This is a genomic window from Prevotella marseillensis (genome assembly GCF_900625065.1).
Taxonomy (GTDB): Bacteria; Bacteroidota; Bacteroidia; order Bacteroidales; family Bacteroidaceae; genus Prevotella; species Prevotella rara.
Genome location: NZ_UYXY01000001.1, coordinates 1,606,267 through 1,621,946, shown reverse-complemented (window position 1 = coordinate 1,621,946; position 15,680 = coordinate 1,606,267). Strand labels below are relative to the sequence as shown.

Genomic DNA, 15,680 nt, shown 5'->3' with positions numbered 1-15,680 from the left:
TGTTTTGGGTTTTAGTTGTTTCTCATGAATTCTTCAACGTCGTCCGGATGATAAGGTATGCGCTCCTTGCCGAGGAATCTGCATCCGTCGTCAGTTATCAGCAGGTCGTCTTCAATACGTATGCCGCCGAAATCCTTGTAGGTTTCGAGCATCTCATAGTTGATGAAGTCTTTGTGCAGTCCTTGCGACTTCCAGTCGTCTATGAGTGCAGGTATGAAATAAATGCCCGGTTCGTCCGTGACAACAAAGCCTTTTTCGAGGCGGCGTCCCATGCGCAGGCAGTTTGTGCCAAATTGTGTTGAAGGCTGTATCTCGTCGTCGAAGCCTACATAGTTCTGTCCGAGTCCTTCCATGTCGTGTACGTCCATACCCATCATGTGGCCAAGTCCGTGAGGCAGGAACATTGCATGTGCTCCGGCTCTTACAGCCTCTTCTGTGTCGCCCTTCATCAGGCCGATTTCTTTCAGTTTGTCGGTCATCAGACGGCATACTGCCATATGTACGTCATACCATTTTACACCTGGTTTGGCTACATCGAGCACATAGTCGTGGCAGGCCTCAACGATGCTGTATATTTCACGCTGGCGCTGAGTGAACTTGCCGTTTACGGGATATGTGCGGGTGTTATCTGAGCAGTAGTTGTTGCGGTTTTCTGCACCAGAGTCGCACAAAGCCAGCCTGCCGCTCTCAAGAACGTCCCATGACGGTGTGCCGTGCATTATCTCTCCATGCTGTGTGAATATTGTTGCGAAGCTTACCATTGCTCCATAAGAGTGTGCTGTTCCGTCAACCTGTCCGCCGATAAACTTCTCGGTGAGTCCGGGTTTAGTCAGCCTCATGGCTGTTGTATGCATCTTGTAGCCAATAGAGCATGCGTCTTCAATCTCGGCAATCTCCTGCGGCTCTTTCGTAGAGCGCATCTTCACCACAGCTTTTATCAGTTCGAGCGATGCTGCCTCTTTCTGCTGGTTTGGATGAATGCCTAGCAGGTCGAATATCTGCAGCTTTGTGTCATATCTGTATGGCGGCAGGAAATGTATTGGCCTTTTCTGTTTCAGCGCATTGTTGCATATAATCTGCAGCGACTTCATCGGGGCAGTATTGGCTACGCCAACGCTTTCAGCCATGTCCTTCACGCTGTTTACAGAGCCGAACCATACGATGTCTTCAATGTCGATGTCGTTGCCCACAAGCGTTTCGGTACCTTCGTCGATGTCAATCACGCCTACAAGCCCGTCGCGGTTAAGTCCGAAGTAATACAGGAACGAAGAGTCCTGACGGAACGGATAGTAGCTGTTTGAAGGGTAATTGACAGGTGAGTCGTTATTACCGAACAAAATCACGATGCCACTCTTTACGAGCTTTCTCAACTCGGCGCGGCGGCTTACGTAGGTTTCCTTGCTGAACATATTCGTATATAAATGCTTGTTAAACTAAATTTCGTCACTCTGTGGCGTGGTTGTTTTTCCAGTAACTTTTATGGTGTGTCAGGCTTTTTCAACTCGTTTTTCACAGATATATAACTTCAATATTGCAAAGATAATGCAAATCATGTGCAGAACAAAATAAAATCAATTTATTTTTATAACAAAATGTCACTTATTTTAATTTGTTGGTCTGTAAAACATGTTATAATGATATCCTCAGGGCTGAATATGCATGCAAAAAAGTTACAGATGTTTGTTTTTTTGATTTTTTATATTGTAAATTACTTTAAAATATATGCCGTTAAAACTAAAATCATTAACTTTGCAAAGTTTTTTAGTGAGTTATGCGTATTGACAGAAATACAGGATTGGTTCTTGAGGGCGGCGGCATGCGCGGTGTGTTCACCAGTGGCGTGCTGGACGGCTTTATGAAGCATGACATGTATTTTCATTACGTTGTTGCAGTTTCGGCCGGAGCATGTAACGGCATGTCGTATATGAGCCGCCAGATACGCCGCGCCCGTATTTCCAACATCGACTATCTTTCAAAATATAAGTACATAGGTCTGCGACATTTGGTTACGCAGGGTTGCATCTTCGACCGTAAACTGCTTTATGACGATTTCCCAAATACGTTGCTGCCTTATGATTTTGAAGCATTCTTCAATAATCCTGACGTCTTCGAGATGGTTACCACCAACTGCCTGACCGGACGTGCATGCTACCTTACAGAGAAGCACGACCGCCAGCGCCTGCTTGACATTGTTCGTGCAAGCAGCAGTCTGCCTTATGTCAGCAAGATTGTAAATGTTGACGGCATACCTATGCTAGACGGAGGAATAGTGGACAGCATACCTGTAATGAGGGCCATGGAGCAGGGGCATCACAAGAATGTTGTTGTCCTTACGCGCAACTATGGTTTTCGCAGCAAGGAGAAAGACCATAAGATACCGCGTTTTGTATATAAGAATTATCCACGGCTGCGCGTGGTGCTGAGCCATCGCTGTGAGGCTTACAACCGCCAACTTGAAATGATAGAGGAAATGGAGCGTGCCGGACAGATATTATGCATACGTCCAGAGCGCCCTATGGAGGTTGGACGTATAGAGAAGGATGTAGATAAACTCGAACGGCTTTATGAGGAAGGCTATGCCTTAGGTGAGAAGTTCTGCCGTGAGCAGGGATATTGCTGAGCCAGCCGGTGTCATGTGGCAGCATGTTGTAGGTGCGGGGGGCTAAATGTCGTGGACTTATTAATGTGTAGTCTGTTTCCGCATACTGTTTTATTTCTTGAATTTATGCCGGCGTCAATATCGGCGAGGACAGGAAAAATGTATTTGCTCTAACTCGTTGATTGTCAATGTATTGTAAAAGGCCATGTTTTGCATCGCGAAACATGGCCTTTTATAACCTAATATGCCTCCTTTTGCGTTGCGAAAGGAGGCATATTGAAAAACGGATGATTGTATGTCTGTAAACTCCAGCATGAGTTTTTACAATATTTCTTCGTAAAATGTCATCATGCTTGTCTGTTAAGAGTGATGCAATAATTAGGCAAGCTTGTCCGCTAAAGTTTTTTAGCTGCCATCGTGCTGTAAATCCTTTTATTGCAACTCTTTGTCTGTTTGCTTTTTATTTGATTTCCTGAAAGTCGCCGTTGTTTACAATATATTTAGGCGACGGGCCATATTTATTCTCTTCAGGCTTGCCGTCCATGACGCAGAACACCAGGATGCTGATGTTCAGGAAGAAGAGCAGCAGCATTGAAGTCATGACGATAGGGTCGCTCATAATCTTTACGGCAATGCTTGGGTCAGGATTTACCGTAGTCATGGCCTCGAGATATCCTGTTGACGACATATATATATTGTACAATATATTTATTATGATACTTGCTGCAACCCACCAGCCTCCGTGTCCGCGGTCGTGCAGGCGGCGCACCGTAACGGAGCAGATAGAGAGCAGAAGGAGCATTGACACAACAGAACTTACGACTTGCATTCCTGCAAGTGACAGATTGAGTACAACGCTTACAACGGCATAAAGAAGCCAAAACCACCATAATTCAGAACGGCGTGCACGGCCCTTAAAGTCGGTCAGTTTGCTTAACACTGTTTTTACAGACTCGCTGAAGCTCATCTGCGGTAATCTTACGATGTCTTCCATAGTTTCAATAAAATTGTTTGTTAATTATATTTGTTATGTCTACGGCTTCAGACACGGGCCGTATTTTCGTTTATTCAGGCCCTGTCTTCTGCACGTCAGAGTGTTTGACATTAATTCAATGTCTCGAATGTATCCAATATACTCTCTGTCTTATTCTTTCAGCAGGTCGGGGCGCAGCCGTCTGGTTCGCTCGTAGCTCTGCTCTATCTCCCAGTCTTTTATCTTCGCCTCGTTTCCGCTTAACAGAATGTTAGGCACTTTCCAACCTTTATAGTCGGCCGGTCTTGTATATATAGGTGCCGACAGCAGGTCGTCCTGAAAGCAGTCAGACAGAGCGCTCTGGTCGTCGCTTATAACTCCCGGTACAAGCCTTACTATTGCATCAGCCATCACTGCTGCCGCCAGCTCTCCGCCCGTAAGCACATAGTCGCCTATGCTTATTTCGCGCGTGATGAGGTGGTCGCGTATTCTCTGGTCAATGCCTTTATAGTGTCCGCACAGAATTATCAGGTTTTTCTTCAGCGACAGGTTGTTGGCCACATGCTGGTCAAACTGCTCACCGTCAGGCGAAGTAAATATTACCTCGTCATATTCTCTTTCGGCCTTCAGAGCCGATATGGCCCGGTCTATTGGCTCACACTGCATCACCATCCCCGCAAATCCGCCGTAAGGATAGTCGTCCACGCGTTTCCATTTGTCTGTAGAGTAGTCGCGCAGGTTGTGCAGATATATCTCTGCCAGTCCTTTCTTCTGCGCGCGTGCCAATATGGATTCTCTTACAAATCCCTCGAGCATCTCAGGTAAAACTGTAATTATATCAATTCGCATATTTGCAAAATTATCTAATTTTCTGCCAATATCACAATTTTTAGCCTTTATTTTTATATTTTTTATATAAAACTGCAAGCGAAAAATGATGTCGGTTTAGTTCGGCATACTGTTTCTTTGTTTAAAAAATATTTGGCTTTGTAATAAAGGCTTATTGATGTCTATAATGCAGATACGTGCCTTGCAGTATAATTGTATATTGTAAATGCCGCCTGTAGGTTTTATTTTCTATTGTCTTACAGGCGGCATTTGTGTTATGTTTATTACAACTCTTTTTTCAGCTTTTCAGCCATGTCGGCATATTCTTCGTCTGTCAGATAAACCTTCTTTGGATTCATCTGAAACACTCCGCCAAAGTCAGGTCCGCCTACATATTTAGGAATCAGGTGAAAATGTAAGTGCGACAGCGTGTCTGAATATGCACCATAGTTTATTTTGTCAGGATTGAACACCTTCTGCATGGCTCTTGTCACTTTTGCCACGTCTGCCATAAAAGCGTTTCTGTCCTCATCACTCAGGAGGTTGAGGTCGTCCACATGGTCTTTGTAAGCCACGAGACAACGTCCGTGATATGTCTGCTCCTTAAAGATAAAGAGGCGCGACACACTAAGTTTGGCTACTTCAATCATCAGTTCGTGCTGTGTCTCATTGTTTTGGCAATAAAGGCACTCTTTAGGATCACTTTTCATGTTTTTGCTTTTGTTTTAGATTGTTTTTATTATTTCGTTTCGCGTTTTTTTCGCGTAGTGTTTGTCTTTATTTAAAGTTCTGCATAGACATATATTTCTCTCTCGTCATATAAAGTTACGGCATGTTTCAAGTCCAAAGCATAACTAATAATAACTTTATGTTGTTATTTAGCCTACGCAGCAATATTTTATGCAAAGATGCAGCAAGTGAGTGCAGAAACGTCAAGCTTGCTTGGATGTTATGCCGAGGGCAGCAATATCTTATGTAAAGATGCAGCAAGTGAGTGCAGAAATGTCAAGCTTGCTTGGATGTTATGCTGAACGCAGCGATATTTTATGCAAAGATACACCAATTCATGATGAATTCAAAATTATTGAAATTATTTTATTTTCAATGGGTTTTATATTTTTATATCGGTCTGATAAATTAAATTTTAAAATCCACTGAAATATGACTTTAAACTCATTGAGTTTTTATATGAAAATCAATGAGTTTTCAGCCATGTTTCAGTGATTAATTTCTGGTGTCGCGTTATTGTGACTATTTATCTCTTAAAATATTCATTTTTTTGATATTTAAGTAATTCGTCAATATCTCCATTAATAATATGTGGCAGACATTGGCGAATCTTGTTTATTGGCCATTCCCACCATTTTAATGTTTCAAGTTTTTGTATTACTCCATCGTCAAACCGTTTGCGTATAGGTCGGGCAGGAACTCCGCCCACTATTGTATATGGAGCCACATCTTTTGTAACGACAGCATGAGCTGCGATAATTGCACCGTCGCCAATGTTGACGCCTGCCATGATGACGGCTTCATAGCCAATCCATACGTCATTTCCTATAATGATATCACCTTTGTTGTCCCATGCTTTTGCCACATCTGATTTTTCTAAGTTCCATTCATCATAAAACAACGGGAATGTATATGTAGATAAAGATTTTAGCGTATGGTTGGCACAGTTGAACAGGAATTTTGTACCACAGGCAATGGAGCAGAATTTGCCGATTATAAGCCGCTCTCGATTAATCGGATAATGGTATAGTACATTATTTTTCTCGAAATGTATCGGGTCGGAAACAAAGTCATTATAGATGGTATAATCGCCGACAATAATGGACGGGTCTTTAATAACAGAGTTCAGATAAACGGTTTGCTTGTCACCTTTGTGAGGATATGTCTTATTCATCATCACTTTAAATTTTTAGTATTGTTTATATTTCAAATAAATGACAGATTGTGTGCCGAGTAATATTACAAATAAATATTCCACGGCCCAATAAGCAGCTAACGGGACACAGCAATGTCCTAATGTCCATAATGAAAACAGGTAGACGACGGTAGTAGTCATCTGAAATACGAATACCGCACGCGTAGCTCCTGTTCCTGTAACAGCGTTCAGATATACATAGCCGGGTAATGCAAAGAAATAATTCAGCAGCATGACAATGAATGGCTGTAATGCAGCTTGCATGATTGCCAGATTGTCCGTGTAAGCCATTATTATATAATGATGAAAGAGCAATGCAAGAATAACCAGTGGAATGCCTGCTGTATATCCAATACGGATAATTCTGTTACAAAGAGGAAATACATACTTCTTTTCACCGGTACCGATTAAGTTACTTACAAGCGAACTTGTCACGCCGGCTAATGCGTTGACAATAACGGAAAATAGTGCGGATATGCTTCTTATTATATTTGATACGGCCAGTTCTGTTTCTCCTAAACGTTCAATAGCCAGAAAGAACAGAAACCAAATGGCTACGCTTGTAAAATATTGTAACATACTCCATATCGAAACAAAAAAGACTTCTTTCAGTATTTTCAGATCAAAGGCAAAACATAAGCCATACATGTTTTTGTCAATATGCCGTAATATATATGCAGTCAATACGATGAGTGAGCACATTTCTGAAAATGACGATGCCGCAGCTGCTCCTGATATCCCCATGTTAAATTTGAATATAAGGAGCCAGTTCATAGGAATGTTCATAAATACGGCAGTTAAAGCTGCAATATTCAGAGCCTTTGTCCGTGTAATGCCTACTAGAAATGAACGTAGGGCTAAAAAGGGAAAAGAGAAAAACAATCCAAAAATACGCCAGTCAAGATAACTCATAACTGCATTATAGACGTCATCCGAACTAATCAGATTATTCAATATAATGGGAGAGAATATCTTTGACGATAGATAAATGATGATTGCCAGAACGGACAGAAAAAAGAGCCCTTGCGATAATGTCTTTCCTGTTTCTGCATACCGTTGTTCTCCATTACGGCGGGCGATAACTACTTGTAGACCTAAACTGAACCCAAAACCGAGCATATATATTGCCAGAAACCATATTCCCGCAAGTGCAGATGCACCTAATTCCACATCGCCTACATGTCCCAAGAACAAAGCGTCTGTTATGTTTATCAGTTGTTCGATAAGGATACTCATCATCACAGGGAAAGCGATGAGCCATATTTTCTTGTATGTATAATTCATTTGTTTAAACAAATATGACACAATAAGTTATGCCGTTTTCTGCAGCGTAACATCTTGTAGATTTATAATTATGGATAATGATAAAATAATAATGGACAAACTTATAATATAAGTCTGTCAAAGAAACGATATAGCGTTTGTCGGGTTGCTATTCGTTGGGCATTGCTATATGCATACTTGCCATTTCATATTGTTGAACAATTCTATGCTTTGCTGTTGCAAAGATATTAAATTTATTTGTACTTGATAACTTTTATGGGCGTTTTGTTAATGACATTTATTTCTTCTATATATAAATTTGTTGTGTTATTGCTGTGCGGTGATTTATTATTTAATTTATTTTAGATAGAAACTACATTGCTGTTTTGCGAAAATTTGCATTATCTTTGCATAAGATATAGCTGAGCTCGGCATAGCCATTCAGGCAAACTTTATGCCTTTGCTCTCACTTGCATCATCTTTGCATAAGATATATGCGGCTATATATAAGCAAGCACGATAATGGCTGTTGTCGGTTTGCGTTGCATTGTTTTTAGAATATATTTAAGTTTATGACAGACGAAAGACAGAGAATATTGCAGCTCAGAAAGGAACTGCATGAACATAATTATAAGTATTATGTGCTTAACCAACCTGAAATAAGCGACCAAGAGTTTGACTTCATGATGAAGGAACTGCAGGAACTGGAGGCACGCTATGAGGAGATGTTCGACCCCAATTCGCCTACACAACGGGTGGGCAGCGACATTAATCAGGAGTTTACGCAGGTTACGCATAAATATCCAATGCTGTCGCTGGCTAACACATACAGCCAGGAGGAAGTGGCCGACTTCTATAACAGCGTTAAGAAAGGGCTTAACGGTGAAGACTTTGAAATATGCTGTGAACTGAAATATGACGGTTTGTCTATATCTCTTACCTATGAAGACGGCAAACTGGTTAGAGGAGTGACGCGTGGCGACGGCGTTCATGGCGATGATGTGACAGCCAACGTGAAGACGATAAGGTCGATACCGCTGGTGTTGAAAGATGGCGACTGGCCTAAGGAGTTTGAGATAAGGGGCGAAATTCTTATGCCTTGGAACGTGTTTGAAAGACTTAATCAGGAACGTGAGGCTGCTGAAGAACCGCTGTTTGCCAATCCGCGTAATGCGGCAAGCGGAACGCTTAAGAGTCAGAACTCTGCTTTGGTGGCGAGTCGCAACCTCGATGCATATCTCTATTATCTGCTTGGCGACGAACTGCCCGGCGACGGCCATTATGAGAATCTTGAAAAGGCACGTGAGTGGGGCTTTAAGATAAGTGAAGGAATGCGTAAGGTGAAGACGCTGCAGGAGATTTATGACTTTATTGACTATTGGGATACAGAGCGTAAAAACCTGCCTGTGGCAACAGACGGCATTGTGCTGAAGGTGAACTCACTCAGACAACAGAGAGCTCTTGGCTATACTGCTAAGAATCCGCGTTGGGCCATAGCTTATAAGTTTAAGGCAGAAAGAGCCTGCACACGTCTTAATGAAGTGACATTTCAGGTGGGGCGTACCGGAGCTGTTACTCCTGTTGCCAATATGGAGCCGGTTCAACTGGCCGGAACAACCGTAAGGCGTGCTACGCTCAACAACGAAGACTTTATACGCAGCCTTGACCTGCATATAGGTGATTATGTGTATGTTGAAAAAGGTGGCGAGATTATTCCTAAGATTGTCGGCGTTGACATTGAGCAGCGCCCGATTATAGCCCAGCCAGTGACGTTTATAACCCACTGTCCTGAGTGTGGAGCCAAGTTGGTAAGGTATGAGGGCGAAGCCGCATATTATTGTCCTAATGATGCCGGATGCCCTCCTCAGATAAAGGGGCGCATTGAGCATTTCATTTCGCGCAAGGCAATGAACATAGACAGTATTGGACCTGAGACCGTTGACGATTTCTATAGACACGGACTTGTTCGTAATGTTGCCGACCTGTATGACATTGAAGTGCAGCAGATAAACGGCGACGGCAGCCGTCAGAAGTCGGCCGAAAAGATTGTAAACGGCATTGAGGCATCTAAGCAAGTGCCGTTTGAACGTGTGGTCTTTGCGCTTGGAATAAGATTTGTAGGCGAGACAACGGCACGCCTGCTTGCCCGCCATTTCAAGACTATAGATGCTCTTGCCGCGGCAAGCCTGCAAGACCTTTTAGAGGTGGAGGGTGTAGGCGAGGTTATAGCCAAGAGCGTTATGACCTATTTCAGAAACCCTGTAACGATGCAGATAGTAGAGCGCTTGCGCGGATACGGGCTGCAGATGGCGCTGAGCGAAGAGCAGATGTCGTCGGCTACCGACAAATTGGCCGGAAAAAGCATTGTTATAAGTGGCGTGTTTGCACATCATAGCCGCGACGAATATAAACAGATGATAGAGCAGAACGGTGGTAAAAATGTAGGCAGCATAAGCGGCAAGACATCGTTTATATTGGCAGGCGAGAACATGGGACCGGCAAAACTGCAGAAAGCCGAAAAGCTTGGCATACAGATTGTGGACGAAGAGACGTTCCTTAAGATGATAGAATAATGGACTTAGTTACTTGTTCTTTGTCTGTAAGGATATGACACGTTTAGTGATGATGAAAGGCTGTGCGCGGTTAAAATGTGGTAAGAATGTCTTGACATGGGCATTACAGACAGAATTAAAGTATAGCGATAATTAAGTTTGACAATTGACTGAAGTATAAAAATAACTGAAGATGAAAGTATTGGTTTCAGAAGAGATAGAGAGCGTCTGCCCGGGATTTGTAGGCGCGGCAGTGAGCGCAGAGGTCGTCAACACGAAATATAACGAGGACCTTTGGAAAGAAATAGAAGAGTGGGGGGCAAAGTATCGTGCCGGATACACCACGGAGACAATAAAGCATATATCCGGAATTGAGGCCACACGCCGCGTGTATCGTGCCTGCGGCAAGGATCCCAGCCGCTATCGTCCGGCTTCGGAGGCTCTGATAAGGCGAATGCTTCAGGGCAAGGCTCTGTATCAGATTGACACGTTGGTAGACCTTGTAAATCTTGCAAGCATTGCCTATGGCTACAGCATAGGTGGCTTTGACGCAGACAAGTTCGTCGGCGACACGCTCACGCTCGGTGTCGGGCGTGAAGGCGAACCTTATGAGGGTATAGGCCGTGGAATGCTCAACATAGCCGGATTGCCCGTGTATCGTGATGCCGAAGGAGGTGTGGGCACTCCTACAAGCGACAACGAGCGCACAAAGATGGAGATGTCTACTAAAAATGTGCTGGTGCTTATCAACGGATACGACGGTAATGAAGACAATGTAAGGGCCAACGCCGAATTTCTTGTAAGACTGTTCGAGAAATATGCGCAAGGAAAAAACTGCAGCTATTTTGTATACAGATAGCCCTTTCGGCATTTTTTCCTGTTAAAAAAGCTTTTGATAATAGTAGGGGTTAAAGCCATTCCTTTTGTGATGACTTTAATCCCTTTGCCTTTCTATATATACTGCATTATTATTGTCTTTTACATTGCAGAAACTATCTCTTTGCAATATAAAAACGAATCTACTTTAAATGCACTTTTTACGTTTTTTCCATTCATTTATACAGCTTTCTGATGAAAGCGTAAAATTAGTGTTATCTCAGCTTATTTTTGTTGTAATGCGGCGTAACTTTGCATACAAAGAATATCAGTGAGACAGTGCAGAGAACAGAACCTATAAGATATACCATATAAAATGTGAAGTGCTGGGCTATTACTCCGCTGCTTAATATACCGATACCAATGCCTACGTCCCATGCCGTAAGATAAGTGCTTGTGGCCGTGGCGCGCTGGTTGTTGGGTGCAAGGTTGATGTAGAGCGTGTTCATTGCCGGGAAGATTATGCCGAACCCTATGCCGAGAAGCAGCGGCACGACAAAGAAAATCCATTCGGCTGCGTTCATGCTCTCTGGAGCAATGAAGCGGCACATGCTTAGCATGAAGAAGGCAAGGATGACAGGGTATAGCCCCACGTGTATGCACTGTGTGATGTAGCCTTGGTCAACTTTCTTGCCTGCAACAAGGCGCGATGCTCCCATGCCTACGGCCATGAGTGTAAAGAAGAAGCCCGAAGGCACATCGAGATGAATTTCGCGGGCATACATTGCAACGAAGTTGGTTGTGGCACCATAAGGTATCGACAGCATCATCAAGGCTATGCTTACGGGTATGCCTTTTATAAGGATAAAGCGGTCGAGCGAGAGCTTGCTGTTTGTGGTAGCTGTTTCTGTCTGTTGTTTTTCCTGTTGCCTGTTTTTTATCGATTCCGGAGTGCGTGCCTTTACGCATATTGCGCATAGCAGTCCGACCAAGCTGAACAGCATGCCTGTGATGAAGATGCCCTCATAGCTAACGTGGTCGTGCATGAACAGACCGGTCATAGGGCCAAGAGCCATTGCCGTGTTATTGGTCAGTCCATAATACCCCAGGGCTTCGCCGCGCCTGCTGCTGGGCGTTATGTCAACGCAGAGCGTATTGCCTCCTACGGTTACGCTGCTGAAGGCTATTCCGTGGAGCGCGCGCAGCACGATGAACCATGTAAGCAATCCTGCTGTCATGTAGCCGAGGAATATTAAGGCGCAGACAAAATAGCAGAGAATGTAGATAGGCTTGCGCGGAAACTTGTCCATCAGAAAGCCCGAGAACGGGCGGACGCACAGGCCGCTGACCGTGTAGCAGCACAGTATGGCACCAAGCATGGCTTCAGGGCAGCTGTATGTTTCTTTGAGATAAAACGGAAGAATAGGTATTAGCAGCCAGAAGCCGAAGAACAGGAGGAAGTTGGCTGCCAGGATGAACATATAACTGCGTGTGAAAAGGCGCTCTTTCATGTTGATAACTGATTTAAGGGTTTATGGCATCTGCCCGACAGGCATAAAGGGATAAAAACGAAGGAGGTGAAAGTCGTTTTTACTTTTCACCTCCTTGAAATGTCGTTATATTCTATCAGTTGGCCGATTCAAATTCTCTTAAGAATCTTACATCGTTTTCAGAGAACATGCGGAGGTCTGACACCTGATATTTCAGGTTGGTTATGCGCTCCACACCGAGTCCGAAGGCATAACCGCTGTACACTTTGCTGTCTATGCCGCACAGCTCAAGCACGTTGGGGTCTACCATTCCGCATCCAAGGATTTCCACCCATCCTGTGTGTTTGCAGAATCCGCATCCCTTGCCGCCGCATATGTGACATGATATGTCCATCTCGGCACTAGGCTCTGTGAACGGGAAGTAGCTTGGGCGCAGGCGTATTTTGGTGTCTGGACCGAACAGCTCTCGTGCAAATGTCAGCAGCACCTGCTTAAGGTCGGTGAACGACACGTTCTTGTCTATGTAAAGACCTTCAATCTGATGGAAGAAGCAGTGGGCGCGCGCAGTGATTGCCTCATTGCGGTAAACGCGTCCCGGACAGATAATTCTGATAGGCGGCTGTGTCGTTTCCATCACGCGTGCCTGTACAGAGCTGGTATGGCTTCTGAGCAGAATGTTCTTTGTTACGTCATCCGGATTAGATTCTACGAAGAATGTGTCCTGCATGTCGCGTGCCGGGTGGTCGGCGGCAAAGTTCATCTTTGTGAACACGTGCAGGTCGTCTTCAACCTCAGGACCGTCGGCAAGGGTGAAGCCCATGCGTGAGAAGATGTTGATAATCTCATTCTTTACGATGGTGAGCGGGTGGCGTGTGCCCAGCTCTATCGGATAAGCCGTGCGTGTAAGGTCGAGGTCGTCGTCCTGAGCTTCGGCAGTCTCAAACTGTTCTCTAAGCGAGTTGATGCGCTCAAGTGCAGTTTGCTTAAGTTCGTTGATTTTTATTCCGACCTCTTTTTTCTGTTCTGCCGGCACATTGCGGAAGTCGGCCATAAGGGCATTAATTTCGCCTTTCTTGCTAAGGTATTTCAGTCTCATTGCCTCAATCTCTTCGGCATTAGAGGCCGTAAGACCTTTTACTTCTTCAAGAAGTTTCTCAATTTTGTCGAGTATCATGTTAACGATAAATTTATATGCGTATTAAAATATTGCTGCAAAGGTAACATTTTTACATTGAATAATGTCATAAATCAAAATAAAGTTGTACTTTTGCGCAAATTTTGAGAGATTGTTACTTACGAAAGGAGTAGTAAAATTATGAAAAAAGGGGTTGTATCAGTCTTTGTAATTTGTGCATTCTGTGTTTCTACAATGATGTGGACAACGGGATGTACGGACAAGAAGCCTGCGGCAGACACACTTGTTGTTGATTCTGTTCCCGACACTACGGCAGTAGACACCATGGATCAGCTGATTTCTGAGCAGCAGATGCCTAAGGCCGCCGACGAATTGTTTGACGACTTTATTTTTAACTTTGCGGCAAACCGCAAGTTGCAGATGAAGCGTATTGTTTTCCCATTGAAGGTTGTAGACGGAAAGAAAGTGTCCTATATTCAGAAGTCAAAATGGAAAATGGAGCACTTCTTCATGAATCAGGGTTATTATACGCTTATCTTCGACAATACGCGGCAGATGAACGTTGTTAAAGATACGTCGATAAACAATGTCGTGGTAGAAAAAGTGTACTTGAAAAGGAAAAAAGTGAAAAAGTACATGTTTGAAAGACAAAACGGCCAATGGATGCTTGAGTCTATTCAGACCAACGCCATGTATCAGAACACAAATGCCTCATTCCTCGCATTTTATCAGCGTTTTGTCACCGACTCTGCTTTCCAGGTTGAGAGCCTGAACAATCCTGTTGTTTTTACCGGACCTGACCCTGACGATGATTTCAGCACAATGACAGGCGAGATTGATCCGGGCACATGGCCGGCCTTTGCGCCGGAACTCCCTGCCGACTTCATTTACAATATAATGTATGGACAGAAATATACCGAGGGACGCCAGAAGATTTTTGTTATGCGCGGAATAGCCAATGGTATGGAAATGCAGCTGACGTTCAAGCGTATCGGAGGAAACTGGAAACTGACAAAGCTGTCTGAATAAGACATGTATTGTCATGCCGGATATTTTTGTTGTAGGATTTTAAAATTAAGATTTAAGTGAAAGATTTTTACGATTTTAATCTCAAGGAGCACAATACATTCGGTATAGATGTAAAGTGTCGCCGTTTTATAGAGTTTGAGAGTGTAGACGAATTGTTGCAGATCGTAAATTCGCTTACAGACGCTGACAAGCCGTTGCTGGTGCTTGGTGGCGGCAGCAATATGTTATTTACGGCCGATTATGAAGGCACAGTGCTGCATTCGGCTATAAAGGGCCATGTCGCTGTCCAGACGGACGAAGGCATAATGTTGCGTTGCGGCAGCGGAGAGGTGTGGGACGACATAGTAAGCCTTTGCGTGTCCAACCGTATGTACGGAGCAGAGAATCTTTCGCTTATTCCCGGTGATGTAGGCGCGTCTGCCGTGCAGAACATAGGTGCTTATGGAGCTGAGGCTAAGGACATAATATTGAAGGTTGAGGCCGTGGACCTGCAGACCGGAAAGATGTGTGAGTTTACAAACGAAGAATGTGAATATGCTTACCGCAAGAGCAAGTTCAAGGGCGAGTGGCGCAACCGCTTCGTGATAACATATGTAACCTACCAACTTTCAGAAGTGTTCTGCCCATGCCTTGATTATGGCAATATAAGGGCTGAACTCGAGAAGCGCAACATAAAGGTTCCTACGGCAGAGCAGCTCCGCAACGTGATAATAGACATACGTAACGAGAAACTTCCTGATCCTAAGGTTGAAGGCAATGCCGGAAGTTTCTTTATGAATCCTGTTGTACCGAAAGCAAAATATGAGGAACTTGTGGCCAGGTTTGGCAATGTGCCTCATTATAGCGTTGATGATAATAATGAGAAAATTCCTGCCGGATGGATGATTGACCAATGCGGCTGGAAGGGCAAGTCTCTCGGTAAGGCGGGCGTTCATTCGCGTCAGGCGCTGGTGCTTGTCAACAGAGGCGGTGCCGAGGGTAAGGATATTGTTGCACTCTGTGATGCCATAAAGCGTGACGTGAAGGACAAGTTTGGCATTGATATTGTTCCAGAAGTGAATATAATCTGAC

The 15,680-nt window shown here is 44.0% G+C and carries 14 protein-coding genes; 6 read left to right on the top strand and 8 right to left on the bottom strand.

The window, feature by feature from the left end; translation table 11 throughout:
- Nucleotides 1–11: 11 nt before the first annotated feature.
- Nucleotides 12–1,409: an aminopeptidase P family protein gene (locus EJL04_RS06840; protein ID WP_125104472.1), complete on the bottom strand. Its 1,398-nt coding sequence runs from the start codon at nt 1,407–1,409 to the stop codon at nt 12–14.
- 362 nt (nt 1,410–1,771) lie between these two features.
- Here EJL04_RS06840 and EJL04_RS06835 point away from each other — a divergent pair, with 362 nt between their 5' ends.
- Entirely contained in the window at nt 1,772–2,620 is an 849-nt protein-coding gene (locus EJL04_RS06835; RefSeq protein ID WP_021853366.1) for a patatin-like phospholipase family protein, read from the top strand.
- Between the two features lie 439 nt (nt 2,621–3,059).
- Here EJL04_RS06835 and EJL04_RS06830 read toward each other — a convergent pair whose 3' ends face one another.
- From EJL04_RS06830 to EJL04_RS06820, 3 genes are all read right to left on the bottom strand, one after another.
- Nucleotides 3,060–3,593, bottom strand: coding sequence for a DUF805 domain-containing protein (locus tag EJL04_RS06830; RefSeq protein WP_082335140.1), 534 nt, complete (start codon nt 3,591–3,593; stop codon nt 3,060–3,062).
- A gap of 150 nt (nt 3,594–3,743) precedes the next feature.
- Nucleotides 3,744–4,421, bottom strand: a complete 678-nt coding sequence (trmD, locus tag EJL04_RS06825; protein WP_125104471.1) for a tRNA (guanosine(37)-N1)-methyltransferase TrmD — start codon at nt 4,419–4,421, stop codon at nt 3,744–3,746.
- A 263-nt stretch (nt 4,422–4,684) separates the two neighbouring features.
- Nucleotides 4,685–5,110 carry an HIT family protein gene (locus tag EJL04_RS06820; protein WP_021853361.1) on the bottom strand — a complete coding sequence of 142 codons (426 nt, stop codon included), beginning with the start codon at nt 5,108–5,110 and terminating at the stop codon, nt 4,685–4,687.
- A gap of 211 nt (nt 5,111–5,321) precedes the next feature.
- Here EJL04_RS06820 and EJL04_RS06815 point away from each other — a divergent pair, with 211 nt between their 5' ends.
- Nucleotides 5,322–5,558: a hypothetical protein gene (locus EJL04_RS06815; protein WP_125104470.1), complete on the top strand. Its 237-nt coding sequence runs from the start codon at nt 5,322–5,324 to the stop codon at nt 5,556–5,558.
- Nucleotides 5,559–5,655: 97 nt separating this feature from the next.
- Here EJL04_RS06815 and EJL04_RS06810 read toward each other — a convergent pair whose 3' ends face one another.
- Both EJL04_RS06810 and EJL04_RS06805 read right to left on the bottom strand, forming a co-directional pair.
- Nucleotides 5,656–6,306, bottom strand: coding sequence for a CatB-related O-acetyltransferase (locus EJL04_RS06810; protein ID WP_125104469.1), 651 nt, complete (start codon nt 6,304–6,306; stop codon nt 5,656–5,658).
- Between the two features lie 12 nt (nt 6,307–6,318).
- Nucleotides 6,319–7,608, bottom strand: coding sequence for an MATE family efflux transporter (locus EJL04_RS06805; RefSeq protein ID WP_125104468.1), 1,290 nt, complete (start codon nt 7,606–7,608; stop codon nt 6,319–6,321).
- 551 nt (nt 7,609–8,159) lie between these two features.
- Between EJL04_RS06805 and ligA the strand changes: the two genes are divergently transcribed.
- Together ligA and EJL04_RS06795 are read left to right on the top strand one after the other, a co-directional pair.
- Nucleotides 8,160–10,160: an NAD-dependent DNA ligase LigA gene (gene ligA, locus EJL04_RS06800; RefSeq protein WP_125104467.1), complete on the top strand. Its 2,001-nt coding sequence runs from the start codon at nt 8,160–8,162 to the stop codon at nt 10,158–10,160.
- Between the two features lie 172 nt (nt 10,161–10,332).
- Nucleotides 10,333–10,998, top strand: coding sequence for a B3/B4 domain-containing protein (locus tag EJL04_RS06795; RefSeq protein WP_125104466.1), 666 nt, complete (start codon nt 10,333–10,335; stop codon nt 10,996–10,998).
- A 232-nt stretch (nt 10,999–11,230) separates the two neighbouring features.
- Here EJL04_RS06795 and EJL04_RS06790 read toward each other — a convergent pair whose 3' ends face one another.
- Complete coding sequence (locus EJL04_RS06790) at nt 11,231–12,466, bottom strand: MFS transporter (protein ID WP_125104465.1); 1,236 nt, start codon at nt 12,464–12,466, stop codon at nt 11,231–11,233.
- A gap of 115 nt (nt 12,467–12,581) precedes the next feature.
- Nucleotides 12,582–13,619: a phenylalanine--tRNA ligase subunit alpha gene (gene pheS, locus EJL04_RS06785; RefSeq protein WP_053397724.1), complete on the bottom strand. Its 1,038-nt coding sequence runs from the start codon at nt 13,617–13,619 to the stop codon at nt 12,582–12,584.
- Between the two features lie 141 nt (nt 13,620–13,760).
- On the opposite strand from pheS, the gene EJL04_RS06780 reads away from it, so the two are divergent.
- On the top strand, nt 13,761–14,609 hold the full coding sequence (locus EJL04_RS06780) for a DUF4348 domain-containing protein (protein ID WP_021853354.1): 849 nt from the start codon (nt 13,761–13,763) through the stop codon (nt 14,607–14,609).
- 56 nt (nt 14,610–14,665) lie between these two features.
- Nucleotides 14,666–15,679, top strand: a complete 1,014-nt coding sequence (gene murB / locus EJL04_RS06775) for a UDP-N-acetylmuramate dehydrogenase (RefSeq protein ID WP_125104464.1) — start codon at nt 14,666–14,668, stop codon at nt 15,677–15,679.
- Nucleotide 15,680 lies beyond the last annotated feature (1 nt).

What these genes read in the sequence shown, in the direction of transcription:
- EJL04_RS06840 (WP_125104472.1), bottom strand. Translation starts at nt 1,409, where the DNA reads ATGTTCAGCAAGGAAACCTACGTAAGCCGCCGCGCCGAGTTGAGAAAG.
- EJL04_RS06835 (WP_021853366.1), top strand. Translation starts at nt 1,772, where the DNA reads ATGCGTATTGACAGAAATACAGGATTGGTTCTTGAGGGCGGCGGCATG.
- EJL04_RS06830 (WP_082335140.1), bottom strand. Translation starts at nt 3,593, where the DNA reads ATGGAAGACATCGTAAGATTACCGCAGATGAGCTTCAGCGAGTCTGTA.
- trmD (WP_125104471.1), bottom strand. Translation starts at nt 4,421, where the DNA reads ATGCGAATTGATATAATTACAGTTTTACCTGAGATGCTCGAGGGATTT.
- EJL04_RS06820 (WP_021853361.1), bottom strand. Translation starts at nt 5,110, where the DNA reads ATGAAAAGTGATCCTAAAGAGTGCCTTTATTGCCAAAACAATGAGACA.
- EJL04_RS06810 (WP_125104469.1), bottom strand. Translation starts at nt 6,306, where the DNA reads ATGATGAATAAGACATATCCTCACAAAGGTGACAAGCAAACCGTTTAT.
- EJL04_RS06805 (WP_125104468.1), bottom strand. Translation starts at nt 7,608, where the DNA reads ATGAATTATACATACAAGAAAATATGGCTCATCGCTTTCCCTGTGATG.
- ligA (WP_125104467.1), top strand. Translation starts at nt 8,160, where the DNA reads ATGACAGACGAAAGACAGAGAATATTGCAGCTCAGAAAGGAACTGCAT.
- EJL04_RS06795 (WP_125104466.1), top strand. Translation starts at nt 10,333, where the DNA reads ATGAAAGTATTGGTTTCAGAAGAGATAGAGAGCGTCTGCCCGGGATTT.
- EJL04_RS06790 (WP_125104465.1), bottom strand. Translation starts at nt 12,466, where the DNA reads ATGAAAGAGCGCCTTTTCACACGCAGTTATATGTTCATCCTGGCAGCC.
- pheS (WP_053397724.1), bottom strand. Translation starts at nt 13,619, where the DNA reads ATGATACTCGACAAAATTGAGAAACTTCTTGAAGAAGTAAAAGGTCTT.
- EJL04_RS06780 (WP_021853354.1), top strand. Translation starts at nt 13,761, where the DNA reads ATGAAAAAAGGGGTTGTATCAGTCTTTGTAATTTGTGCATTCTGTGTT.